Annotated in this window: 17 protein-coding genes; 4 read left to right on the top strand and 13 right to left on the bottom strand. The window is 47.3% G+C overall.

Annotated elements, in window-relative coordinates:
* Window position 1 precedes the first annotated feature (1 nt).
* The 12 genes from EZV61_RS10135 to tagH all read right to left on the bottom strand — a co-directional run bounded on the left by EZV61_RS10135 (window position 2) and on the right by tagH (window position 15,027).
* A complete protein-coding gene (locus EZV61_RS10135) occupies window positions 2-817 on the bottom strand; it encodes a type VI secretion system accessory protein TagJ (protein ID WP_131415416.1) in 816 nt (271 codons plus the stop codon).
* 7 nt (window positions 818-824) lie between these two features.
* A complete protein-coding gene (gene tssC, locus EZV61_RS10140; RefSeq protein WP_131415418.1) occupies window positions 825-2,237 on the bottom strand; it encodes a type VI secretion system contractile sheath large subunit in 1,413 nt (470 codons plus the stop codon).
* A 65-nt stretch (window positions 2,238-2,302) separates the two neighbouring features.
* Window positions 2,303-3,796: a type VI secretion system contractile sheath large subunit gene (gene tssC, locus EZV61_RS10145; protein ID WP_114336641.1), complete on the bottom strand. Its 1,494-nt coding sequence runs from the start codon at window positions 3,794-3,796 to the stop codon at window positions 2,303-2,305.
* Window positions 3,793-4,305 carry a type VI secretion system contractile sheath small subunit gene (gene tssB, locus EZV61_RS10150; protein ID WP_114336642.1) on the bottom strand — a complete coding sequence of 171 codons (513 nt, stop codon included), beginning with the start codon at window positions 4,303-4,305 and terminating at the stop codon, window positions 3,793-3,795. The genes tssC (EZV61_RS10145) and tssB overlap by 4 nt, the downstream gene beginning before the upstream one ends.
* Window positions 4,306-4,373: 68 nt before the next feature.
* Window positions 4,374-5,459: a type VI secretion system protein TssA gene (gene tssA / locus EZV61_RS10155; protein ID WP_130565577.1), complete on the bottom strand. Its 1,086-nt coding sequence runs from the start codon at window positions 5,457-5,459 to the stop codon at window positions 4,374-4,376.
* Between the two features lie 72 nt (window positions 5,460-5,531).
* The gene (locus EZV61_RS10160; RefSeq protein WP_199405138.1) at window positions 5,532-6,338 is read right to left on the bottom strand and encodes a PP2C family protein-serine/threonine phosphatase; all 807 of its coding nucleotides are present in this window, start codon (window positions 6,336-6,338) and stop codon (window positions 5,532-5,534) included.
* Between the two features lie 2 nt (window positions 6,339-6,340).
* Complete coding sequence (gene tagF, locus EZV61_RS10165) at window positions 6,341-7,033, bottom strand: type VI secretion system-associated protein TagF (protein WP_114336645.1); 693 nt, start codon at window positions 7,031-7,033, stop codon at window positions 6,341-6,343.
* On the bottom strand, window positions 7,015-10,566 hold the full coding sequence (gene tssM, locus EZV61_RS10170; protein WP_131415420.1) for a type VI secretion system membrane subunit TssM: 3,552 nt from the start codon (window positions 10,564-10,566) through the stop codon (window positions 7,015-7,017). The genes tagF and tssM overlap by 19 nt, the downstream gene beginning before the upstream one ends.
* A 15-nt stretch (window positions 10,567-10,581) precedes the next feature.
* Window positions 10,582-11,874, bottom strand: a complete 1,293-nt coding sequence (tssL, locus tag EZV61_RS10175) for a type VI secretion system protein TssL, long form (protein WP_131415422.1) — start codon at window positions 11,872-11,874, stop codon at window positions 10,582-10,584.
* A 32-nt stretch (window positions 11,875-11,906) separates the two neighbouring features.
* Window positions 11,907-13,235: a type VI secretion system baseplate subunit TssK gene (tssK, locus tag EZV61_RS10180; RefSeq protein WP_131415424.1), complete on the bottom strand. Its 1,329-nt coding sequence runs from the start codon at window positions 13,233-13,235 to the stop codon at window positions 11,907-11,909.
* A gap of 29 nt (window positions 13,236-13,264) precedes the next feature.
* Window positions 13,265-13,717, bottom strand: a complete 453-nt coding sequence (tssJ, locus tag EZV61_RS10185; RefSeq protein ID WP_114336649.1) for a type VI secretion system lipoprotein TssJ — start codon at window positions 13,715-13,717, stop codon at window positions 13,265-13,267.
* A gap of 5 nt (window positions 13,718-13,722) precedes the next feature.
* Window positions 13,723-15,027, bottom strand: coding sequence for a type VI secretion system-associated FHA domain protein TagH (gene tagH, locus EZV61_RS10190; RefSeq protein WP_165569575.1), 1,305 nt, complete (start codon window positions 15,025-15,027; stop codon window positions 13,723-13,725).
* A gap of 279 nt (window positions 15,028-15,306) precedes the next feature.
* Here tagH and EZV61_RS10195 point away from each other — a divergent pair, with 279 nt between their 5' ends.
* Both EZV61_RS10195 and EZV61_RS10200 read left to right on the top strand, forming a co-directional pair.
* Window positions 15,307-17,397, top strand: a complete 2,091-nt coding sequence (locus EZV61_RS10195; protein ID WP_131415428.1) for a serine/threonine-protein kinase — start codon at window positions 15,307-15,309, stop codon at window positions 17,395-17,397.
* Between the two features lie 96 nt (window positions 17,398-17,493).
* A complete protein-coding gene (locus EZV61_RS10200) occupies window positions 17,494-18,291 on the top strand; it encodes a crotonase/enoyl-CoA hydratase family protein (protein ID WP_131415430.1) in 798 nt (265 codons plus the stop codon).
* 21 nt (window positions 18,292-18,312) lie between these two features.
* Here EZV61_RS10200 and EZV61_RS10205 read toward each other — a convergent pair whose 3' ends face one another.
* Window positions 18,313-20,034: a mechanosensitive ion channel family protein gene (locus EZV61_RS10205; protein ID WP_240695184.1), complete on the bottom strand. Its 1,722-nt coding sequence runs from the start codon at window positions 20,032-20,034 to the stop codon at window positions 18,313-18,315.
* 167 nt (window positions 20,035-20,201) lie between these two features.
* Between EZV61_RS10205 and EZV61_RS10210 the strand changes: the two genes are divergently transcribed.
* Complete coding sequence (locus EZV61_RS10210) at window positions 20,202-20,429, top strand: PGPGW domain-containing protein (RefSeq protein ID WP_114336653.1); 228 nt, start codon at window positions 20,202-20,204, stop codon at window positions 20,427-20,429.
* An 83-nt stretch (window positions 20,430-20,512) separates the two neighbouring features.
* Window positions 20,513-20,914: a translation initiation factor gene (locus tag EZV61_RS10215; RefSeq protein WP_114336654.1), complete on the top strand. Its 402-nt coding sequence runs from the start codon at window positions 20,513-20,515 to the stop codon at window positions 20,912-20,914.
* Window position 20,915: the final 1 nt, after the last annotated feature.

Consider the following 20,915-nt stretch of genomic DNA (forward strand, 5'->3'; position numbering starts at 1 on the left):
GCTAGACCGATACAGCTTCACAGCGCACATTCTCGTGCAACTTCACCGTCGCGCACGCGTTCAGTGCTAAATCGGCTTCGCCAACCAGCCAAACTTTGAGTCCCCGGCCAACATAGACTTCGCTACCTTCAAGTTGCGCCCAGTTAGTTTCTTGACCGAGCTTTTCCTGATCACTTTCCGAGCCGAGATACGTCATAGGGATGAAAGCATCACCACCTGGGCCGTCTTTAACTTCTATCTCTACGCGACGCCACACCGACTCAACCAAAGAGCTCACCGGTTTAAAAGCGATGCTCTCTATTTGGCTCAACGGGAACAGATAATAGAGACCGTTAGTACCAAACACTTCGACGTAGTTACACAAGGTGTCATCAAGATCTCGAACAGTCGTCTCGAGCACATCATTAATACCCAATTGCACTTCGCTGCGAAGGCTCTCCAGCTGTTCTGCATGTGTCGTGATCGCCTCTGCATTTTGCTCTTTCATCGCTATGCGCAAACCGACTAATGCCTTAAACGAGTCATCTGCTTCACTCGTCAACGTAACAGTGTCACCACCATTAGCGAAGTCTATGCGAGCCTGCGCCGCACGGATAAGTTGACGCAGACTGCTGGCGCCGCCGAGGCACTCAGGGTGTTGACGCACCAGCATATCAAGTTGCTTATCCGCACGCTCGATCTGACCGTCTATGCAAAGTAGCTCAATAAAACTGCTACGATAGTCGATATTCAGAGGGTCAGCCTTTAGCTTATCTCCGAGATATTGAATACCATCGGTTAACTTTCCCTGTTGTATTAATGTCTTTAGTTCCTTCATGGGGCTCTCACACGGCTGTTTTAAATTTGGGAGACAATTCAGTAACCAAGCGCATACTCGACACCATCTGGTCCAACTGAAAATGCGGACGAAGTCTGATGACCGAGTAATAGTGTCCCGGCTGACCAAGTTTTTCTTTAACTTCTATATTTGCTTCACCTAACGGGTACTTAGCTCTGACCTCGTTTGATGCATTATCACTGGCAGCCGTATAACTATGGAGCCAGCGCTGTAACTTTGATTCGATGGTAGAAGATGTTTCATAGGTACCTAACAGATCCCGCCCCATCACTTTTATGTAGTGAGCGAAACGGGATACACACATGACATACTGAAGCATGGACGACAGCCGCGAATTGATAGTCGCCGCTGGAGAATCGTATGCCATCGGCGTTTGCACTGAGGCATTACTATAGAAGACCAAGTGCGGCGAATACGGAACGGTGGACAACGGTACCAGACCTGAGTCTGACAACGCTTTCTCGAGACGGTCACTAACTTGCAGGTCAACACTATTCATACCTAGGCCTGTCTCGACAATTTCGCTAGCAACGCGACAGGGAAGCTCACACACTAGCCCGTTCGCTTGTTTTCCAGGTTGTAACCCACGAATTTGGCTGAACCATCCACATTCAGCGAAAGTTCGCACAAGCACCGCAGCAAAGCCAAATGCAGCATTACCCCAAAGGAGATCCTGTTCGCCGGAGGCCACGCACTCCTGATAATGGAATGCTTCCTGCCGACTACCATCTCTCATATAAGGGCGGCGCATTAATATCCGTGGCAGTGTTATACCGAGAAAACGGGATTCCTCCATCTGCCTGAGTCGGCGCCAATTAAGGTAATCCAACTGTTGGAACTGTGTTGACACGTCGGACACCGATGACAGCTCACTAAATTTGTCGACACCTAACAATGTCGGCGACGCGGAAGTAATAAACGGCGCAAAGGCAGCAGCTGCGGTAGATGCTATCTCCTTCAACACATTAATATCATTCAACTGTTCGCCGGCGCGTTGACGATGACTGACTTCGTAATCACCAACTAAAAGACCAAATGGCTCACCACCCGCCATATCAAATTCATTGCTATAGATCAGCTTAAAGAACTCACTTTGGTCGAAGTCGATTGCGCGATTAATATCACGACTCAACTCATGCCAACTAAGCGAAATAACTTTAATAAGGCACAAACCGTTGCGATCATGCTGCTCAGTTTGCTCTGCCAAATAGCAGAGCCCCCGCCAACTAGCCTCTAGTCGCTGAAAGGCAGAATGGTGGAGAATGGTATCAAGTTGTTGCTGGATTTTTTTATCGATACTGGTTATCGCGCGCAGAAGCCTAGCACGCAAAACCGCCAAAGCGTGTTGCTCTTTGCTTTCACTTACGCCAACCGATGTTGCCTTAAACTCAGCACCCATGTTTATCCACTTCCTTGTGTCACTGCTAGGCTTACCAAGCTATTGCCCGGTAAGCCTAAAAACGATCAGCTGCCAATTTCAGGGATCTTGGCGACCAAACGAAGTGACGTGGTCAGCTCTTCCATCTGCAACCAGGGGCGTAACCATGCAATAGCATTGTATGCGCCAGGCTTTCCAGGTATTTCCTTCACCTGAACCTTGGCATCAGCTAACGGATACTTGGCTCGAATATCTTGACCGCCACCTTCTGATGCGTTCACAAAGGTTAGGATCCAGCGATTCAGCCAAGCCTCAACATCTTCAGCTTCCATATAACTACCGATCTTATCCCTTGCCATCACTTTCAAGTAATGAGCGAAACGCGAGGTCGCCATCATATAAGGCAGTCGAGAAGAGATCGCTGCATTAGCAGTTGCTTCAGGGTTATCGTAACGCTTAGGCTTTTGGCAAGACTGACCACCAAAGAACACGGCATAATCGGTATTCTTATAGTGACAAAGCGGCAAGAATCCTAATTTACCCAATTCAGCTTCTCGGCGGTCTGTAATACCGATTTCTGTTGGACACTTCAGATCAGGGTCGCCATCATCACTAACAAATAGATGTGATGGCAAGTTTTCAACACGACCACCGCCTTCCGCACCACGGATGGCAGTACAGAAACCATACTTTGCAAATGCTTCGGTTAAACGCACACCCATTACATAAGATGCGTTCATCCAACAGTAATCATCGTGTTCAGCGGTCTTAGACAGATTCGTCTGAGCGTCAACTTCAAACTCTTCGTAGTTAAACTCTTCTACCGAAGTCGTCGCTTCGCCGTACGGCAGGCGAGCCAAAACACGCGGCATCGTCAATGTCACGAAACGGCTATCATCACTCTCACGGAATGAACGCCACTTACTGTATTCAAGTGATTCGAATACCTTTTCCAAGTCTCGCGGCTTAGAGAGTTCTGTCCAGTCGTCGAAGCCAAACAGTGATGGTGAAGAGGCAGAGATAAATGGTGAGAAGCCCGCAGCGGCCACATTAGACATCAAGCTAAGGGTTTCAATGTCTTCGGGGTGATTAGTGAACTCGTAATCACCGATAAGCGCACCATAAGGCTCACCGCCAGGTGTACCGAACTCGGACTCATATACCTTCTTGAAGATTTGGCTTTGGTCAAATTCAACCGCTTTGCTTAAGTCTTTGTGCAGCTCTTTCTTATTCATGTTGAGCATACGAACTTTAAGCGTTTGGCTGGTTTCACTATTCATGACAAGGTAGTTCAAGCCGCGCCAGCTTCCTTCAAGCTTTTGAAAACCTTCATCATGCATAATGGCAGCAAGTTGGCGCGATATTGTTTCATCGATCGCTGCGATTGCTTCATTAAATGTGACCGTTAAGTTTTTCTGCCACTTCACAGTGCCCGATAACGCTTCTTCGGTCAGCGTCTTAATCAATTCTTGAGCACGGCTACTTTCCGTTTGTTTGGTCGCGTCAATCGCTTGAGAAAGTAACGAACTGGTAACCTCTGCCGTCTCTGTGGCTAATGCTTCTGCTGCTTCCGTGCTCATTCTGCAGGCTCCTTAGTTGATATATTCAGTTCATCAGCTAATTTCTCAAGATCGCCAGTATTACTAAGCACCTTTTCAAGGATGTTTTCCAGATCTTCTGAACGGTCAATCTTGGTCATCAAATCACGTAATTTATTACGAGTTTCCATTAGCTTACGCAGAGGGTCGACTTGATTTACAACTGCTGCAGGCTCGAAATCAGACATTGAATTAAACTCAAGTGCCACTTTCATCTCTGTGCCGTCGTCAGCCATCTTGTTATCAACTTTAAACTCCAACTTTGGATTCATGCGCTTAAGCACATCATCGAAGTTATCACGGTCGATTTGAATAAAGCGGCGTTCCTTTAACGGTTTTAAGGCACTGGTATTTTGCCCTGCAAAATCACCCATAACCCCAACAACAAAAGGCAACTCTTTTTTAACCGTCGTGCCTTCTGTTTCAACATCATAGGTAATGTGAACCCGAGGTTTACGTACCCGGGACAGCTTGCCGTGGATACTATTCATCTTGATCTCCTTTCAATGTTCCACACCCAAGCGACCCGTCCGCGCCGCTTTTCTGGGCAAATAACAACTTATTCAATGGGTATTCCCGTTAAACGGAAATAACCGTTTCTAGCTTCACCATCACTGATCAGTTCACTGAGCAGATCCGGTAATGACATGTCACTCCAACGCACAACTTGTTCAATGCCATAAGCCATTGGGCTATGTGGCTCAGAGCTCTTAAAAAACGCAGCAACTTGACGTAGGGTTTCTATCGCTTGCTCTCGATTAGCGACGTGAGATTGCGAGCCAAAAGCCTGCGATGTTGTGCCTAGCTCTTCATCTGCACCACGCTCTTCGGCAGACTCTGGCATCTCAACCAATTTGTCGCCAGCCAAATAGACCACCGCTTCTTGGGCAGCATTCAGGCGCTTGGTTATTTGCGAAGTTGGTTGCGGGGAACTGCAGGCAGCATCCATCGCCATAGAGAGTCGTTCAAACGACGCGATGGCATTACCAACATCTCTATTAAGTTGCAAAAAGAAACTCTTGGGTGCAGCCTTCGCTGCTGACAACACATCGGCCAACTCAACTGCACCAGCATCAATACGGTTGCGCTTCTTTTCGTCGTCCAATCGCTCTACTTCTAGCGCCTGTTCGTATTCCCAAAGAGAAAAGCTAAATTCGCCGCTCTCTGGTGTCAGGGGGATCGATGAGATTGGCATCAACAATGCGCCTTCGCCTTCAATGCCATTCAACCCAATCAGAGGCGATATGCGAGTCTCAAGCCCCTCCTCATCTGGAGATGGGTAAAGCTGTTGCCAATGGTCTTCTATAAGATGTGTCGCCAGCGAAAATCCGGCTGCCAAACCAGCAAATCCATGGAGCCTAGCGAGTGCTTCTATTAGCCAAGCGGTTAGCTCTAAATCTTTATAATGGCTCTGCAGTAACTCGGGGACTTGGTCGGCGATAGGTTGCCAAAGAGATGACAAGCTTAGTAGTGATTCATTGTCGATAAGCGCATTACGCTCATTCGCCCGTGCCGTGTTCCGCACATCTTTAAGTGTGTAGTATGGCGATGTGGGCGTGACATCAAGACGAGGATCGATCCCCGTTGGGGCCTCTTCAGAAATAGGCGCGATGAGCGCGGAGATATCTAACAAAGTGTCGTCCATGAGTCCTGTAAACCAAACTGCATCCTGCATTGGCGTTAAAGAGTATAAGAGGATTAACTTAGTTTCAATCCCCTAACGTTGAAAAGTGTCAAATATAGGTATGGTATCGTCAATTATATGACGCACCTCTGAAACAGAAGCCTCTTCAGTAGCGCGAACTAACGCGATAGTGACATTGTCGGACGCACCTTTAACTAACGCGGTATGCAACATCGCCATACCCGCATTGGTTAGACTATCAGCAGCGAAGCAGCTGGCAATCTCTTCATCGGACAGCTCTTTGTTCAAGCCATCACTACATAAGAGAAACTGATCCCCGGATAAAAGAACCCCAGAAACCTGGTCCAACGCTAATTCACTGTGTACACCTACTGCTCTAGTGATCACATTGGCTAGGGGATGGCTTTCAGCTTCCGACGCTAACAGCAAACCTTCGCTGACCATATCCATCACCTGACTATGATCCCGAGATTTCTGCAGCAAGCGCCCCTCCCTCTTAAGATAAAGGCGACTGTCTCCGGCCCATAAGCAGTGAAAATAACCATCTTGAATAAATAGTAGGACAACGGTGGCACCAATAGTTTTCCCACTGAGGTGTGAGGCTGAGTGACGTAATATCTGTTCGTTAGCCTGCTCTAACGCGGTTCTGAGTTTATCAATTGATAACTGCTCCGCGGTTAAGTCCTTCACCGCCATTTCTACGCAGTCAATAACGATACGGCTAGCCACTTCACCCGCTTCATGCCCGCCCATACCATCCGCGACCACCCAAACCCCAGCTTCAGGGTTGTCGAAGCACGCATCTTCGTTATGGTCTCGAACTTTTCCTTGGTGAGTCTGGGAAAAGCTAAAATAGTGCCAGAGGCTCTTCTGTTTCATGTTTACCATCCCCACGCCTTCCAATCACCATCAAGCATTGCCGCGAACTGACTGACCAAAGGCAGCTTTGATGTGATTAAGGTGCACTGTTGCACTAGTTCTGAACCCTCGGTCCACCATATACAATAGGCGTCGTGTTGTTCTTTTAAATACTGATCTAATATCGCCGGACAACTCGACAGACCGCTATCAGAAAACACAATACCACTGCCTTTGTTCGCAACGGCGTTGAGATCCGCAGGCTCTATTGCAACCTCGCTTAAGGGGTGCTCATCCGCGAGGCCTTTTGCCCATTTTTTAAGATCAATATCGTCATCCAACACATCTAATGCTTTTTCCGAGGTGTAGTCACCCCACTGCCTATCTTTCCAATAATGAATTGCAGCTTCTTCGACACCCGCAACCAAAGTAAACGGATAGTGACGGCCAATCGCATCAACGCTCGGGATCATAGTGCCAACCAAGGTTTCATCGCCACAGACCCCGGACGAAAGCGCAAAATGCCAAATAGGTGACGTTAAGTAGCATGACAACCATTGATCGCCTAGCTGCTCTTTGCTCACCGCCAAAGCAGATTGGATCCATTCATGCCAAACCTGCTCAAACGCTTCCGGCAATCCATCTTTAACAAAGTCCCGCCGCGCAGGGAGTTTGCCACAATAGCCAAAAGACCCACTTACAGCTGTATCGGACATTTAAAACGCTCCAGATCTGCATTCCAAAATGGATGATTAACGCTGCTAGGTATCAACTCCACGTCAAACTTATTACCTTGTAACGATATCTGCACCAACTTGTCCTTGACGGTTTCAGGCCTTGATTCGGCGGCCTTATCAAGTAAGCGGAACCATCCCCAATCGCCGTCATAGGTTGCAGTTATTGAACGCCCAACTCTTGGTGGTGCAAACATTACCCGTGTCGTGCGCTCAGCTTGTCTTCCCGGCCATTCAAAGTTCGATAAGCGCAACGGGCCGTGGCGATAAGACAGTGTCTGTCCGTCCAACTCCAACATGAAATGGCTAATGCTACGATCCAAATACGCGGGTTTTAAGCCAAACTCAACATGGGGGATCTGAGATCCGTCGGCAAAAAATGCGTCCCGGATCCGTCTTGCCCGTTCAAATACTTTCAGCGTCGACGCACTAACCCCGATATTTTTCTCAAAACGCCAATTTGTTTTAGAGGTATCAACAAAGGGCTCTAGGTATGTAGTGAAAAAACTATCTAGCGTGCCGCCGTAGCCAAAAAATCCGCCAAAGTCCTTTAACGTCACCTCCTTGGTACTGGATGGCGTTACTGGGTAGCGCCCTTTGATAGCTGAACGGTACTCTGCCAATACTTTATCGCGCCAGATATCATTGAGATGGGTACGCGCCCCTTGCTGCGCCAAGCTCGAGGTCTGATTCGCTAGGCCATTTATCCACTGATCGAATGGTGAAGGCAGGCTACGCTTAACCTGATACATCGCGCGGCTCAATTTGCCTTGCCCATTCCCCCCCAACTGACTTATATAAGCAGCTTTATCGTTATCTCCGGGAGCTGAAAGCTGATCTAGATAGCGATGTAAGGATTTTAAGGATTGATGCAGTTTGTCCAGTTCAGCATCGGTGATCTCGATAACACCTTCAAAATGTGCTTCTACTTCTGCTCCCGGCAGTTGCACCTCAATATCGGGCATACTATTTGGTAGGTAACGACTGATCCTGCTTTTTTGCCGCGCCAAGGCAACATCGGCGACGCTTGCCGCCACTTCGCCAGCTGCCGCGGCCTCATCGCTGATAGGTAGTTTGGTCAAGGCTACCTGCTCACGTACCGCCTCGATGATATTCTGCAGAGGCTGCTCAGGGCCGGCGAGCACTTTCGCTTGATAAGCACCCTGTTCACTGTCAGTAAACGGCTTTAACTCAACATCACCTAATAGATCATCCCAAAAGTGGATGTAATCGCGGTAATACTTCAAACTCACTTCGGCCGCTAGCCTATCTTTCGCGCGTCCTCCGAGTTCGCCGAGTTCATCACCATATACCCAGCTATCTTCCATCAGCCGCTTAACCACCCGGCCATTTTCCAATTGAAATAAGGTGTGAAAGCCCTGATAGGTGTATAGCCCCGGAACGCCTTGATTCAACGGTTTACCGCTGCGCCGTTGAAACACTCTAAGGCTATCGGTTCCCAGCACTTCTGTCAGGCGAAAATCTGGTACATGGCTGCTTAGAAATTCAGTCCGGAGGCGCTGATATGCACGTTCAGAGAGCGGCATTTGAGTTAGTACAGCGCGAGCATTCGCCGTTGCCTGTTCATCCTTGAACGAAGGATCGACACCCAATAAATTCAATTGCCGGATGTGACCAATCAAGGCCACGCGCAGATCTTTGTTTATCTCACCAGGTAACTTACGTTCAAAATAAACCTCGAACCAACTGATGATCTGCGTTTCATCCCGCTTTGATTCATCGAACAACATCAAATACGTTTTTAGCGATTCATACAAAAACTCCAAAAAGTCTTCATTAGCGCGCATCTCTTGTTCCAGCGTTTTCGCCATGAACGGCGCTAAATAGCCCTGTAACGCTCGGGTATATGCAGACTTTGCCGGTTGACCGATTTTTTCCCCTTGGTATAGACCTAACCCCTTAATCCCATCTTCATTGATGACAGTTCCGTCCGTCCCTGCAGGCAGCTCTCTAAGCGCCGAAAGGGCATGCCCGAGCGTGACAACGTCGGCATCTTTGGTTAACTCGCCACCAACGATCTCACGATAGCGTTGGACGGCCGCATCACTTTGATCAATCAGGCTGTGATTCCAGCTATAACTGCCATACCAAAGTAGCGAAAAAGTGAGCGTGAGCAACATCGATGCCGCCAAAGCGCCGCGGGTCAACCAACGATGCTGCTTCTCATGGTGTAGATTAGTGGACGCAACATTTTGCTCTGGAAAGATAATATCTTCTAACAAACGCTTTAAGAAAAAACCTTTTGTATCACCGGCGGAGTGACGCAGCGGGATCTGTCCTAAACCAAGGCCGCCAGACGTGTAAGTCATGACACGGTCGATCGGTTTTCCTTCCTGGGTTGCACTGACGATGTAAACGCCCCTCAACATTGGCGCTTCTTCAAATGCGTTTGGCGCGAAGATCTCTTTCAAAAAATCATCTGCGTGCGCTTGCAACATACGCAACTGTTTCGGGAATTCATAGATCAGCGTTCGACGATCGGTATCATGTTCCTGCAACAGCTTCTGGTTCATCGACTGACGTAACGAAGAGAGTAAACCATGAAATTCTTTATTAAATTCACCAACCACACCGCGTTCGCTGTCTTCGACATCTAACGGGAAGGTCATACCCCACACTTGCTCGCGTTGCTCCTTGTCAAAGTCAGAAAAGAACTCAGAGAAACCTGCGACCAGATCTGCCTTAGTAAGAATGACATAGACGGGAAAACGCATACCAAACTGATTTTGTAGCTCCTGCACCCTGTGCTTAATCGCTCTGGCATGTAGGTTCCGCTCGGTTTTCGTTTGCGTTAATAGATCGGCCAGGCTCACTGTAATAATGGCGCCGTTAATTGGCCGGCGTGGGCGGTATTTCTTTAGTAATCCCAAAAAACCAAGCCAAGCACGGGCGTCTCTCTTGGCATGACTGTCTTGCGTGGTATACCGACCGGCAGTATCAATTAGCACAGCTTGATTAGTAAACCACCAATCACAATGTCTTGTACCACCGATCCCTGACAACGCATCTGCGCCCAGCTTATCTTTTAATGGAAACTCCAAACCTGAATTGACCAGCGCGGTAGTTTTGCCGGTGCCCGGTGGGCCAATGAGAACATACCAAGGCAGCTGATACACACTCTGACCTTTATTCAAGCGAGCGCTTTTCAGGATTTCCAACGCCTGAGTAATGCGTGTTTTTAAGGTGGCAACCTCTTCGTCAGATACATCTTCGCCACTTTCATCATCACCATCTAATAGACTTTTAATTGCTTCGTCATTATGACGGCGGTGACGCGCCTGGTGGCCGACATTAATCGCTCCCCACGTTATCGCGAAGATGAGTAACATCACCAATCTGGCGACGGGACTTGCTAAAGGTTCATGCCCTGCGATGGCAAGTAAGGGGCCACCAAACCAAATAAGCAGTGAGAGAGCCACGAAGCCTATCAATGTAACTAACCACTTCGACTGAAATACAGACAAAGAGCGCTGGAATACGCCTTTAATTGACATAAAACTTCCCTGTTTTTAGCGGTAAAGGATATCTATTTCGACACGGCGGTTCTGCGCACGTGTGGATGTACTACTATTTTTGACAAGCGGCTCTGCTTCTCCCCTGCCCTCCGGCCACAATCGTCCATGAAGATCTGCGCTATACGATAGAACATTCGCCACCGAAGTAGCGCGTGCTAAAGATAGGTGCCAGTTGGATGGATACTTGCTTGTAAAAATAGGTTGGTCATCTGTATGGCCAGTAATAAGTATGCGACCCTGACTTGTTTCTAGTGCTCTTGCCACCTTAGCTAGTACGGGAGAAATACTCTCCTTTATCTCTGCGCTGCCAGAGCCGAAAAGCTCACTAGAGCGTAAAGTTAGCCTTAATCGATCAGGTTGATGGCTAATCGCCAAAATACCTCGATCTACTTCCGTTTGTAGTAACTGCGCAATATGGCGGGTATCGCCATACTCGGCGACAATCCCCTGTTGAACAGGCTTTTGCCAAGGTGCTAAGGTATTTAACTCTGTATATATTTGATTGGAATACTCATTTATTTGATAGTTAAATACCATATAGATGGATAGCAATACCAAACCTAGCACGCTACCAATCACCCATACGGGAAATCCCCCCTGCAACTCTTCACCATTCAGCACGCGCTCACGCCAGCGCCACGATAGCTCTTTTGGCCTTTCCGGTTGGTTGATTTCAATCGCCCGTAAAGCTCTGGATCGATAATCTTCGAGTTTGGACAAACCTTGTGGTTCTATGCGCATTTTGCCGTTAAACCCTAAGGACAGGCAGAGGTATTGAAGCTCCAAAAGGTCGCGATAACGGTGAGGCTCAGCAAGTGAACGGTCGAGCAATGTGAAGAAATACTCGCCTCCCAACGTATCAGAGTGAAACGTAGACAACAGGCTTTGGGATGACCATATAGACTGCTCCCCCCATGGTGTATTCAATACGGTTTCATCAATTAATGAACAGATACAGTACCGCGCGCCTTCGATCTGTTCACCATCAATCCCATGCTTCCGCAGATCAGTCTCAAATTCTCTCACAAGATCGATACAGGCTTGACGTAAAGATGGAACATCACCATGACGAGGCGTTGCACGTATCTGTGATACGAGGGAGAGCAATACGCTCGCGCTATCAACCACTAAGTTATCCCCTAAACCAGGGATCTTAGCTTTTGAATGCTTCAAGCTCGGCTGGCTAAATATCACAGTGCTCTCAGCCGCCTGATCGTTTGCGGGTGCAGGTGATAAATCCCTTTTACGACCACCTGGTCGAGGTTTAATAATTGTTGACTCAGACATTACTTATCATCCCTGATATGCCATTAACGCGATTATTGATTAATTGCCCAAAGATCCATCTCTAATCCCGGGTAGTTACCCGACAAATGCACTGCAATACCGCCACTGGCATTCAGGCGTTTCCAATAGTCATTGCTTTTGTCCAACTCAAAGTAATGATAACCAGCGTGATATGGAATTTGGCGTGGTGCAACCGGTAATACCGCAGCTAAGATCCCTGGCAATTGGTTATTTACCAAATCACGAATATGTTCGACTGGTCCCACTTTAAGCTGGGCAGGTAGGTTACTCCGCAGCTCTTCTGGCGGAATATCGGCCTTAACCGCCAGTACAAATGTCGCGGAAGTGAACAAGCCTTTGTCTGGCACAGACGACACCCGAATACCAAATTTAGTCACTTCCATAGGAAGATTAATCGCTGTCTGCTCAAGCACCGTACTCAAGCTCTGGTTTAAGAGTACGTCTAAACTGCCAAATAAACTGGTGAGCTCGTCATGGCGATAGCTTGGCATCGGTTGTGGCCGCTTGCTATCAGAACAAAACGTGCTTAGCTCGCCAACCAAACCATATAGCTGCTGCACTAGCGCATAAGGATGAGTGCCTTCATGGCAAGCAAGTTGCTCTATCAAAGGTTGCTGCCGGTTAATTAATTGCAACATTAAAAAGTCTGCAATTGAACTCGCGGTACCTTGCCCTTGACTGAGTCGGCCAGCTAAAGCGTCTCCTCGCTGCGCCAGCATTCCAGCCAACTCTTTGATCAATGCTGCGAGCCTGGGGATCCGTTGCACGTTTAAGCAAGGTGGGACGTATTTAGGATCTAGGGCTACTCCACCTTCTTCTGTGACCTCTAATACTTTGGCAATAGGCATAAAGGTGTATCCAGCCATCTCATCGCCTTCCAGTTTCAGACTCATCACCAACCTGGCGAGTTGCAAAGTTTCTGCGGCATCGCAGCCAACAGAAACATCTATAACCTCATGGTCAGCGTATTGAAACCGGGTAACTTGCCCATCTTCAACAGCAGACAGATTCAAATTATTCGCATGCTCAGTAGGTACGGCAATATAAATTAACTTGTTTCTTGTCGATGGCGGGATCGCCAATGCTTGCGGGAGCGCTTCTCTCGCGGGTGCATCTACAGAAACGCCATCTGGCAAGATACCGCTGTACTCACGCAAACCAAACTGGCCGCACTTTAATGCTGCAGTATCTGTTTCATAGGAGGATACCCCCCAAGCAAACGGCAGCAGCTGACTCACTAATGCCCTATGCTGCGCACTAACATGACGCTCCTGCTGTTGAAAATGCTGTGGCCGCAAGAACATACCTTCTGTCCAAGCCACACGGCAAAAATCGCTCATTAGAATCCTTTCCGAACTATTGTTTGGTATTAACGCTGATATACAGCAAGCTCTTCGATATAAACATCAAGGTCATCGTATGCGGTGGTATCAATCTCTATCACTTCACGCCATTTAGCGTTTTCAATATCACGATACGCAACTAAAACCCCGGCATAACGAACATTCGGATTTATCTTCATTTTGAACTCGCTGACCGCACCAGGCTCAAATTCAAACTCATCTTTAACCAATAGATCTGGGCCCAAAACCGATTCAGGTTCATCATAAAGCGTAAAGAAGTCCTGACTGTCGAATACCGTTCGCGAGCTTAATTCGTAAACTTTCACTACCACCGGAGACGGACGCCCCTTAGCGTCAGGATTGCTATCGTCCGCGACGTGAAAATTAAGATAGGTGTAGGGCTCCACCACTGCATTGACGGCTTGACATCCAACCAAGCAAAAGAATAACAACCCTATTATCTGCGTTTTGTAGAACATCGCTATCAGTCCCCTTGTTGATCTTTTTGTTGCTGAATACTCGCTTCGTACGCTTTTACGAAATCGTCCATATACAGGCTTGGCCCCTTTTCACTTAATTCAGAGTGAAGATCCCCATACAGCTGGCAGTAGAGGTTCCAGTAGCGTGCTTTTACCTGCGCCGGGTTCAATTTTTCAAGTAATGTCTGCGCATACTGGCGACTTTCAATTGAGCCTGGTTCTAAAAGCCCAAGCACGCCTACCAGAGTCCCCTCTAACCCGCTCATTAAAGCACGTTCATGCTGAGCTATATCGCGGTGGGCTTCTTGAATGGCTGTGACTGCTGGCAAAAAACCTGGACCGTTCCGATTGAATAGGTTGTGTAACGCGTCCTCAAAAGTCGCAGAAAACTTAAGAGGATTATTTTCACGGGTATTAAACATGGTTTGGTTAACCCGAAACTCGCTCTTAAATTCAGAACGGGAGTGAAGAGTTGCCATTAACCCACTCATCATCTCGTTGAATGCCATACCTAGCTGTCCCCACCACTCACCCTGATGCTCTTTCGGTATCATCTCTGCAGGGATGCCTGCGCCTTTCATAAACGCTTCCATCCCTGTGCTTGCAACCGAAGGCGCGGCAGATTTACTCACCACTTCTGCAGGCTTTTGGGTTTCAATTGCTGGACTGGCGGCAGCCACAGTTGGGGTTGCTAGGTTACCCACAAGGCTATCCCACTCATCTGGAATAATAGTCTCGGCGGGAGTTGTGTTTGTCTTATTCGCTTCGGTCGATGGCGGGAAAAAACTATCTGAAAGGTCGAAAGACGGTGTGGCAGAATTGTTAGAGACAACAGTTTTCGGTTCGCTCTGCTTGGCCTGATTATTCAACGCGCTCATGCTGAAGCCAAACTCTTCCTCAGCTGCTGCTAATTTTGACGGGTTGTCGTTTAATATCTGCGGATGTACAGGCTCGCTAGTAGCGTGCTTATCATCGTTCACTTTTTCACCCGAGGAGATTTCGATTTCGTAATCTCCCAGTGTTAGCAAGTCGCCTTCAGTTAATAGGTGCTCGTCATCACCCAAGGGGCTAACTGCGCGATTAACATACAAACCATTTGTTGACGTATCACGAACAACCCAACCTTCAGCGGATTGGCATATATCAGCATGACGTCCAGAGATAACTCGCTCAGGATCAGGAAGCTGCCATTCACAATCAGGCGCTCGTCCGATGGTAAGCCGCTCATCACTGTGCTTTGTCAGCGTCTTTGAGATTTCCAGACCAGAGGTAAAACGATGGTAGCTAACAACAGAAAGGGTCAATTCCATTTCTAATCTCTTCTTCATTCCATGAAGGTACTAAGGCGAGTTGAGACTCGCTAAACATCTTCAACTCAATATTTAACAAGGCAAGGCTAATTTGACTTACATTGAATGTCAAATCATTGACACTCAAATTGGATCGGCGACAGCTTATTGACCAAAATGCTTGTTTTCTAAACTTAGGATCGCTAAAGTCCGACGTCAGCTCATTTGCAGACAGTTAGGTCAGTAGTAATCAGGTTGTCTGCGCGAGGTTGAAGGTAACTCACTGGAATAGGTCGTGACATGGAAAGTCAAAAATCCCGCAATACAGATCCACGAAAAACTGACGGCACTGCAACAACATCTTCGAAGCCAAGCCAACCCGCTATTGCAAAGAATACTCCCCCATCATCTGCAGATAAAACCCTTATACGCAGTGAAAATGGCGCGGGTAAACGCGCAAAAAAACCGACAACAGACGCACCAAATCAACTTATCGGCAAAGTAATCAATGGTCGGTACAAAATTGATAGCTTGCTTGGTAGAGGGGGAATGAGCGATGTATACAAAGCACACGACCTTCTTCTCCAGCAAGCGGGATTAGAAAATACCGCTGTCGCAATTAAGATCTTGCAAAAGCAATTTGTCAACCAACCAGAAGCGCGCCAGCTACTTGTCCAGGAAGCGCGCAGAACACAGCAGCTAAGTCATCCTAATATCATTCGAGTTTACGATTATGGCTTCGAAGCGGGTCAACACTACATGGTGATGGAGTGGCTAGACGGCGAAACACTAGAAGCGGTAATCAAGCGCTCTCGGCCCATCGGCCTGCCCTATAAAAACGCCAAGGCACTGTTAAACCAACTAGCCGATGCCCTGAGCTATGCTCACAGCCAAGGGGTTGTGCATGCTGATCTTAAACCCGCCAACATCATGCTAACCCGGGATGGCACCATCAAAGTTTTCGATTTTGGTGTCGCGCACGCCAAGCATAAATTTAATGACAAATACTCAGCTGTCATTGCAAACACAAACGCACCGGTAAATGGCTATACCCCAACATATGCGTCTCCTGAACTTATCGCAGGTAAAGAGCCTAAAACCAGTGACGATATCTACGCATTCAGCTGTATTGCCTATGAGCTAGCATCCAGCAAACATCCCTTTGATCGCCAGCCTGCAGATATAGCAAAAAAACAGAATATCTCAGCGAAGAAACCTAAACATATTCCGTGGTGGCGTTGGTTCACCTTACGCTCAGGCCTAGCCTTCAGTGCGGACAGCCGGATCGGCAGCATGGCTGAATTTACACACAAATTTAATCGCAACTTATGGCCGCTAGCCACCACCATCATGCTAACCAGTTGCTTGGTGTTCGGAAGCGCTCATATCTATCGCATGAAGCAAGATGAACTACTACTTGTTAGCGCCGAATTACAAGCGATGAGAAGTGAAGCGAATCAAGAGCAAGCGATTGCTGCCCTCTCGGCGGCTGAACTTATTAAACTACTGCCAGAGATCCCAGAGCATAAGCAGCTTTTTATCAATGGCGTTTTACGTTCGAACCGGACGCAGCTATTAAGTTTTTATGAACAGCGTATTGATGACATTTTAAATAATAGAGACGGCACCTACCCCGACTACTATGCCATTGAATCCGAACTGAACGCAGCTAAAACACTTTACCCAGACTCTAATCTTTTAGCGCGCTTAGATGTCGATCTACTGCAACGCTGGCAATCTACGGTCGACATCTTAGATGAACGCTTTAACAAGCTGTTAGAGAAAGGTAATTACGCTCATAGCGAAGATGGCGATGATATCTACCAGCTACTAGCGGAACTTAAAACCATAGAAAACAGATACCGGCCCAACCCAACGGAAAAAGCTGAGCAACTTTTTGCGAAAGAGTTTAACACTGCGTTAGCCAGCCATGATGTTACCCAATTGAACGTTCTCATTGACGCCGGGGAAGTCGCATTCTCAGAGAGTCCGTCCTTAAATGACCTCATCTTGCTAGGTAAAGAACTAAAGAGTGCCGTTGCCGAAGTCGCGAATTACCAGAGACAACTCGGCTTAGGAAATGCCCCAGACTACCCGTATGAAGCTGCTGATATTTTCTATCATTCAACGTTTAACAGTTTCGATGAGCGGTTAAAACATGCGAATACCGTCGCAAAAATTGACAAGATAAACAAAGATGTCAATGCCTTAGCTAGAGATCTTCCCGGCGACTTTACCCCGTTAGTTAAGATAAGACGGTCGCTCGCGAACCGCTATCTCAACTTTTCAAATTCGTTTATCAAGCAAAGAAAAGTGCGTTCAGCGCAAAAATTGATGGAGAAAGCGAATACGCTGTTTGCCCAACTTGAAGCGGCACAAGTTGCACTTTAATGCCATTCAATGAGAGTTCAATCTGTTGATTGGGCTCTCAAAATAAACCACTAAGAACTGTTAATCTTACCCTTTAGCAAGTGGTCGGATGAGATAATGTTTAAACGAATTACACTCCAGTTCGAAAACCAAGTTGCCCGCGTTACACTAAATCGCGCAGATAAACACAACGCGTTGGATATGTTGATGTTTACCGAACTAGCGGCGGCACAAAAGGTGATCAAACGGGATCGTCACTGCAGGGCGGTAATCATTGACGCAAACGGTGACGATTTTTGTTCTGGATTAGACATTAAATCGGTATTAACAGATCGTCTTGCCGGACTAAAACTACTCTGGAAATGGCACCCGTGGCAGCCTAATTTAGCTCAGCAAGTGAGTGTTGGCTGGCGAACAATGCCAATCCCTGTCATTGCGGTGATCCAAGGGCGCTGCTGGGGAGGCGGATTACAAATAGCTTTAGGCTGTGATTTTCGCTTCACAACAGCGTCAGCTGATTTTTCTGTGATGGAAACGCGTTGGGGATTAATACCAGATATGGGAGGGAATCGCGCCCTAATGGAGCTATCGCGTCGTGACATAGCGATGAAACTGGCAATGTCAGCGGATACCTTTGACGCAAACGAGGCTCTGCGCTTTGGTGTCATCACCGAAATCCACGACGAACCATTGGCTGCAGCAAAAGCATTCATCGACTCTCTTTGCCAGCGTTCACCTGATGCCATTTCGGCAATTAAGACTTTGTATCAAAAGCACTGGCTAAGCCCCCTTCCACGTATCTTACGGCGGGAAACTTGGTATCAATGGCGTATTCTACTCAGCCGAAACCAATCTATCGCCGTTGCCAAGCAAAAAGGCAAAGATAAGAGCTATCAAAGACGCCAATCTTGGTAGCTCTTAACCGCGAGAAGTTAATTACTGATCTGCCGGCAGGTTGCCGTTACTGCTTGGTTTCACATCAACAGTGACGGGATCGGCAGATGGAAACAGGTGAACATCCCTTTGTGGGAATGGAATACATATCCCCTCTTTATCAAAGCGCTGTTTGACTGACTTTGTTAGGTCCCAAAATACATCCCAGTAGTCCTCAGTCTTAACCCAGGGGCGCACCCAAAAATCAACCGAAGACTCCCCTAAGTTGGCTACTTTTATCATGATTTCTGGTCGTTTTAGTACCGCCGGATGTGAAGAAACAACGTCATGGAGCACCCTTTCGGCATGGTCAATGTCGTCTTTGTAACTGATGCCAAACACCATATCGACGCGTCGTACTTTTTCCGCGGTGATATTGGTGATCACATCGTTCCAAATCATATTATTCGGTACGACAATCCGTTGATTATCGATTGTTTGAATAGTGGCACTAACGAGACTTAGCTTCTTCACATTGCCCTGCACGCCACCAGCTATCACCATGTCACCAACGTCGAACGGCCGGTAAATCAGGATCATCATTCCAGATGCAAAATTAGACAAGGTGCCCTGTAAAGCGAAACCAATCACTATCCCTGCCACACCAAAACCAGCCAACAGCGGTGCGAGCTGCACCCCCAATTGGCTTAAACCAATCATCAAGCCAATAAAAAATACGACCTTACCAGCCATAGAGATAAAGAACTCTTGCAGTAGCTTGCTCAATTTTAGCTTTGAATTACTGACCGCTTTGGTCGCGACGGTACGGGCAACATCAGCTAAAAGGTGAAAACCGAACAAAATTGCACAAAATACAATTAACTTAACAATGAAGCTGATCGAATTTTCTCCAAACCAATTCGTTGCAGCTTCTGTCCAATTTTCGAGCAGTCTTGATAGTACTTTCACCTCAAAGATATCTTCACTAACAGCCCCTGTACTGGTGATCAATACCTGCTTAAAATAGTCAGAATTCACATCAAGAGATTCAAGCACTGTCACTGCAGCCTCAATACTCTCGGTGCAAATTTCTCGTTTAATTCGCAAGCGGCGTAACGCGTATTCGATATCTTCTTTTTCATAGGAAGTGGCTTTGGGGAGCTCTGCCGCCAACTCACCAATTCTAGTGTTGGCGAAATTCAGCAGTAAGCTAAGCTCATTCGCGCGCAACGTAACATCTGCAACCAACAACGCACTCTGTTCAGTCACATCAACGCCAAGCTTGGACTCCCAACCCAATAGTGCCAAGCGTAACGATAACAAGCGGTTAATCCCCCTCTCTACATTAGCCATGGCTAACTCATTTTTTAGAGCTTGCTTACTGTCCAAGCCATCAAATGCCGCCCGTTTATCTTCTAGATCGCTATTCCTTTGCTGAAAGGATCGGTTGAGTATTTGCCCTTGAGCCACCAAGGTATTAGTGATCAAGGTCCGCGTCTCATCGCTAACCGTCGCATCAGGATTAGCGAGCTCCTCTAGCAATCCAGGTAAAACTTCTGTTTGATAATCGAGCAGAGACTGCACGCGCAGATGCAAAAGCAACCTTTGCTCTCCTTTGGCCGTAGCATACTCATCAATAAGCAATTTGCTTGTTTCATGATTATCAACGATACGCCTAACTTCTGAGTCAATATCATCTGCAAGCGCGGGGAATGTAGCGACGGCCAGCAAGATGGAAAACACCTTGCAGAGAAAAAAGGAGGTGAAGCAACGCTTCCTTTGCATATCTAAGTTCCTGAAGAAGTTATAGATCTAACTACTAGTATGCATGAAAATCCTATAATTCAAGTAATCACCGTGTTGAATGTTCACAGGGTGTTACCAAATACAACTGGCATCTCAGCGGTTCAGAGTAGATATTAGTTATTAAGCGCGTTTAGAAGAGGCGAAGCATGATGAAAAAGGTACTACTCACAATCACTGGCGTCACATTAATATTATTGGGCGCAGCGCTAATCATTACACCAGTACCTGGAATACTATTTATGATCATAGGGCTAGCCTGTTTGAGCCTGGTGTATGAACGTCCTAAATCTTTACTGCGCTTGCTGCAAGCAAAGCTACATCACGGCGCACGACGCATTGATAAACGCCGTATGCAGAAAAAACTCTATCGTTAACATCAATATTGAGGAAATTTGCTTTACCCACGCCATAGGGTTGGTGACAATGTAACAATCATTAAGCTGATTGCCCGCTACAGATGTCTAAGAAATTATCCTCATTTGCCGATCTCGCTGCACTAACCGGTCAGGCAGCACCGTCCACGGTGTCGACCAATGAATCACAACAAGATCTTGTTTATAGCACCGACGGTGGTCGCGTGGTAACACAAAAGCATGTCGATACGACGGCGATAATTGGAGACGGTCGTGTTCGGATATCTCGCTCAACGAAGGGCCGCGGAGGGAAAACTGTTTCAGTTGTGACTGGGCTAGCTCTTACTCATTCAGACCTGCAAAAGCTTTGTAAAACCCTAAAGAAACAACTTGGTTGTGGTGGTGTGGTTCGAAACGGCGAACTTGAATTTCAAGGCGACAAACGCGACCAACTGCTTAACGAACTAACTAAAGCTGGCTACCAAGCCAAATTAAGCGGTGGCTAAA

The sequence above is a fragment of the Corallincola luteus genome (genome assembly GCF_004336975.1).
Lineage (GTDB): Bacteria > Pseudomonadota > Gammaproteobacteria > Enterobacterales > Neiellaceae > Corallincola > Corallincola holothuriorum.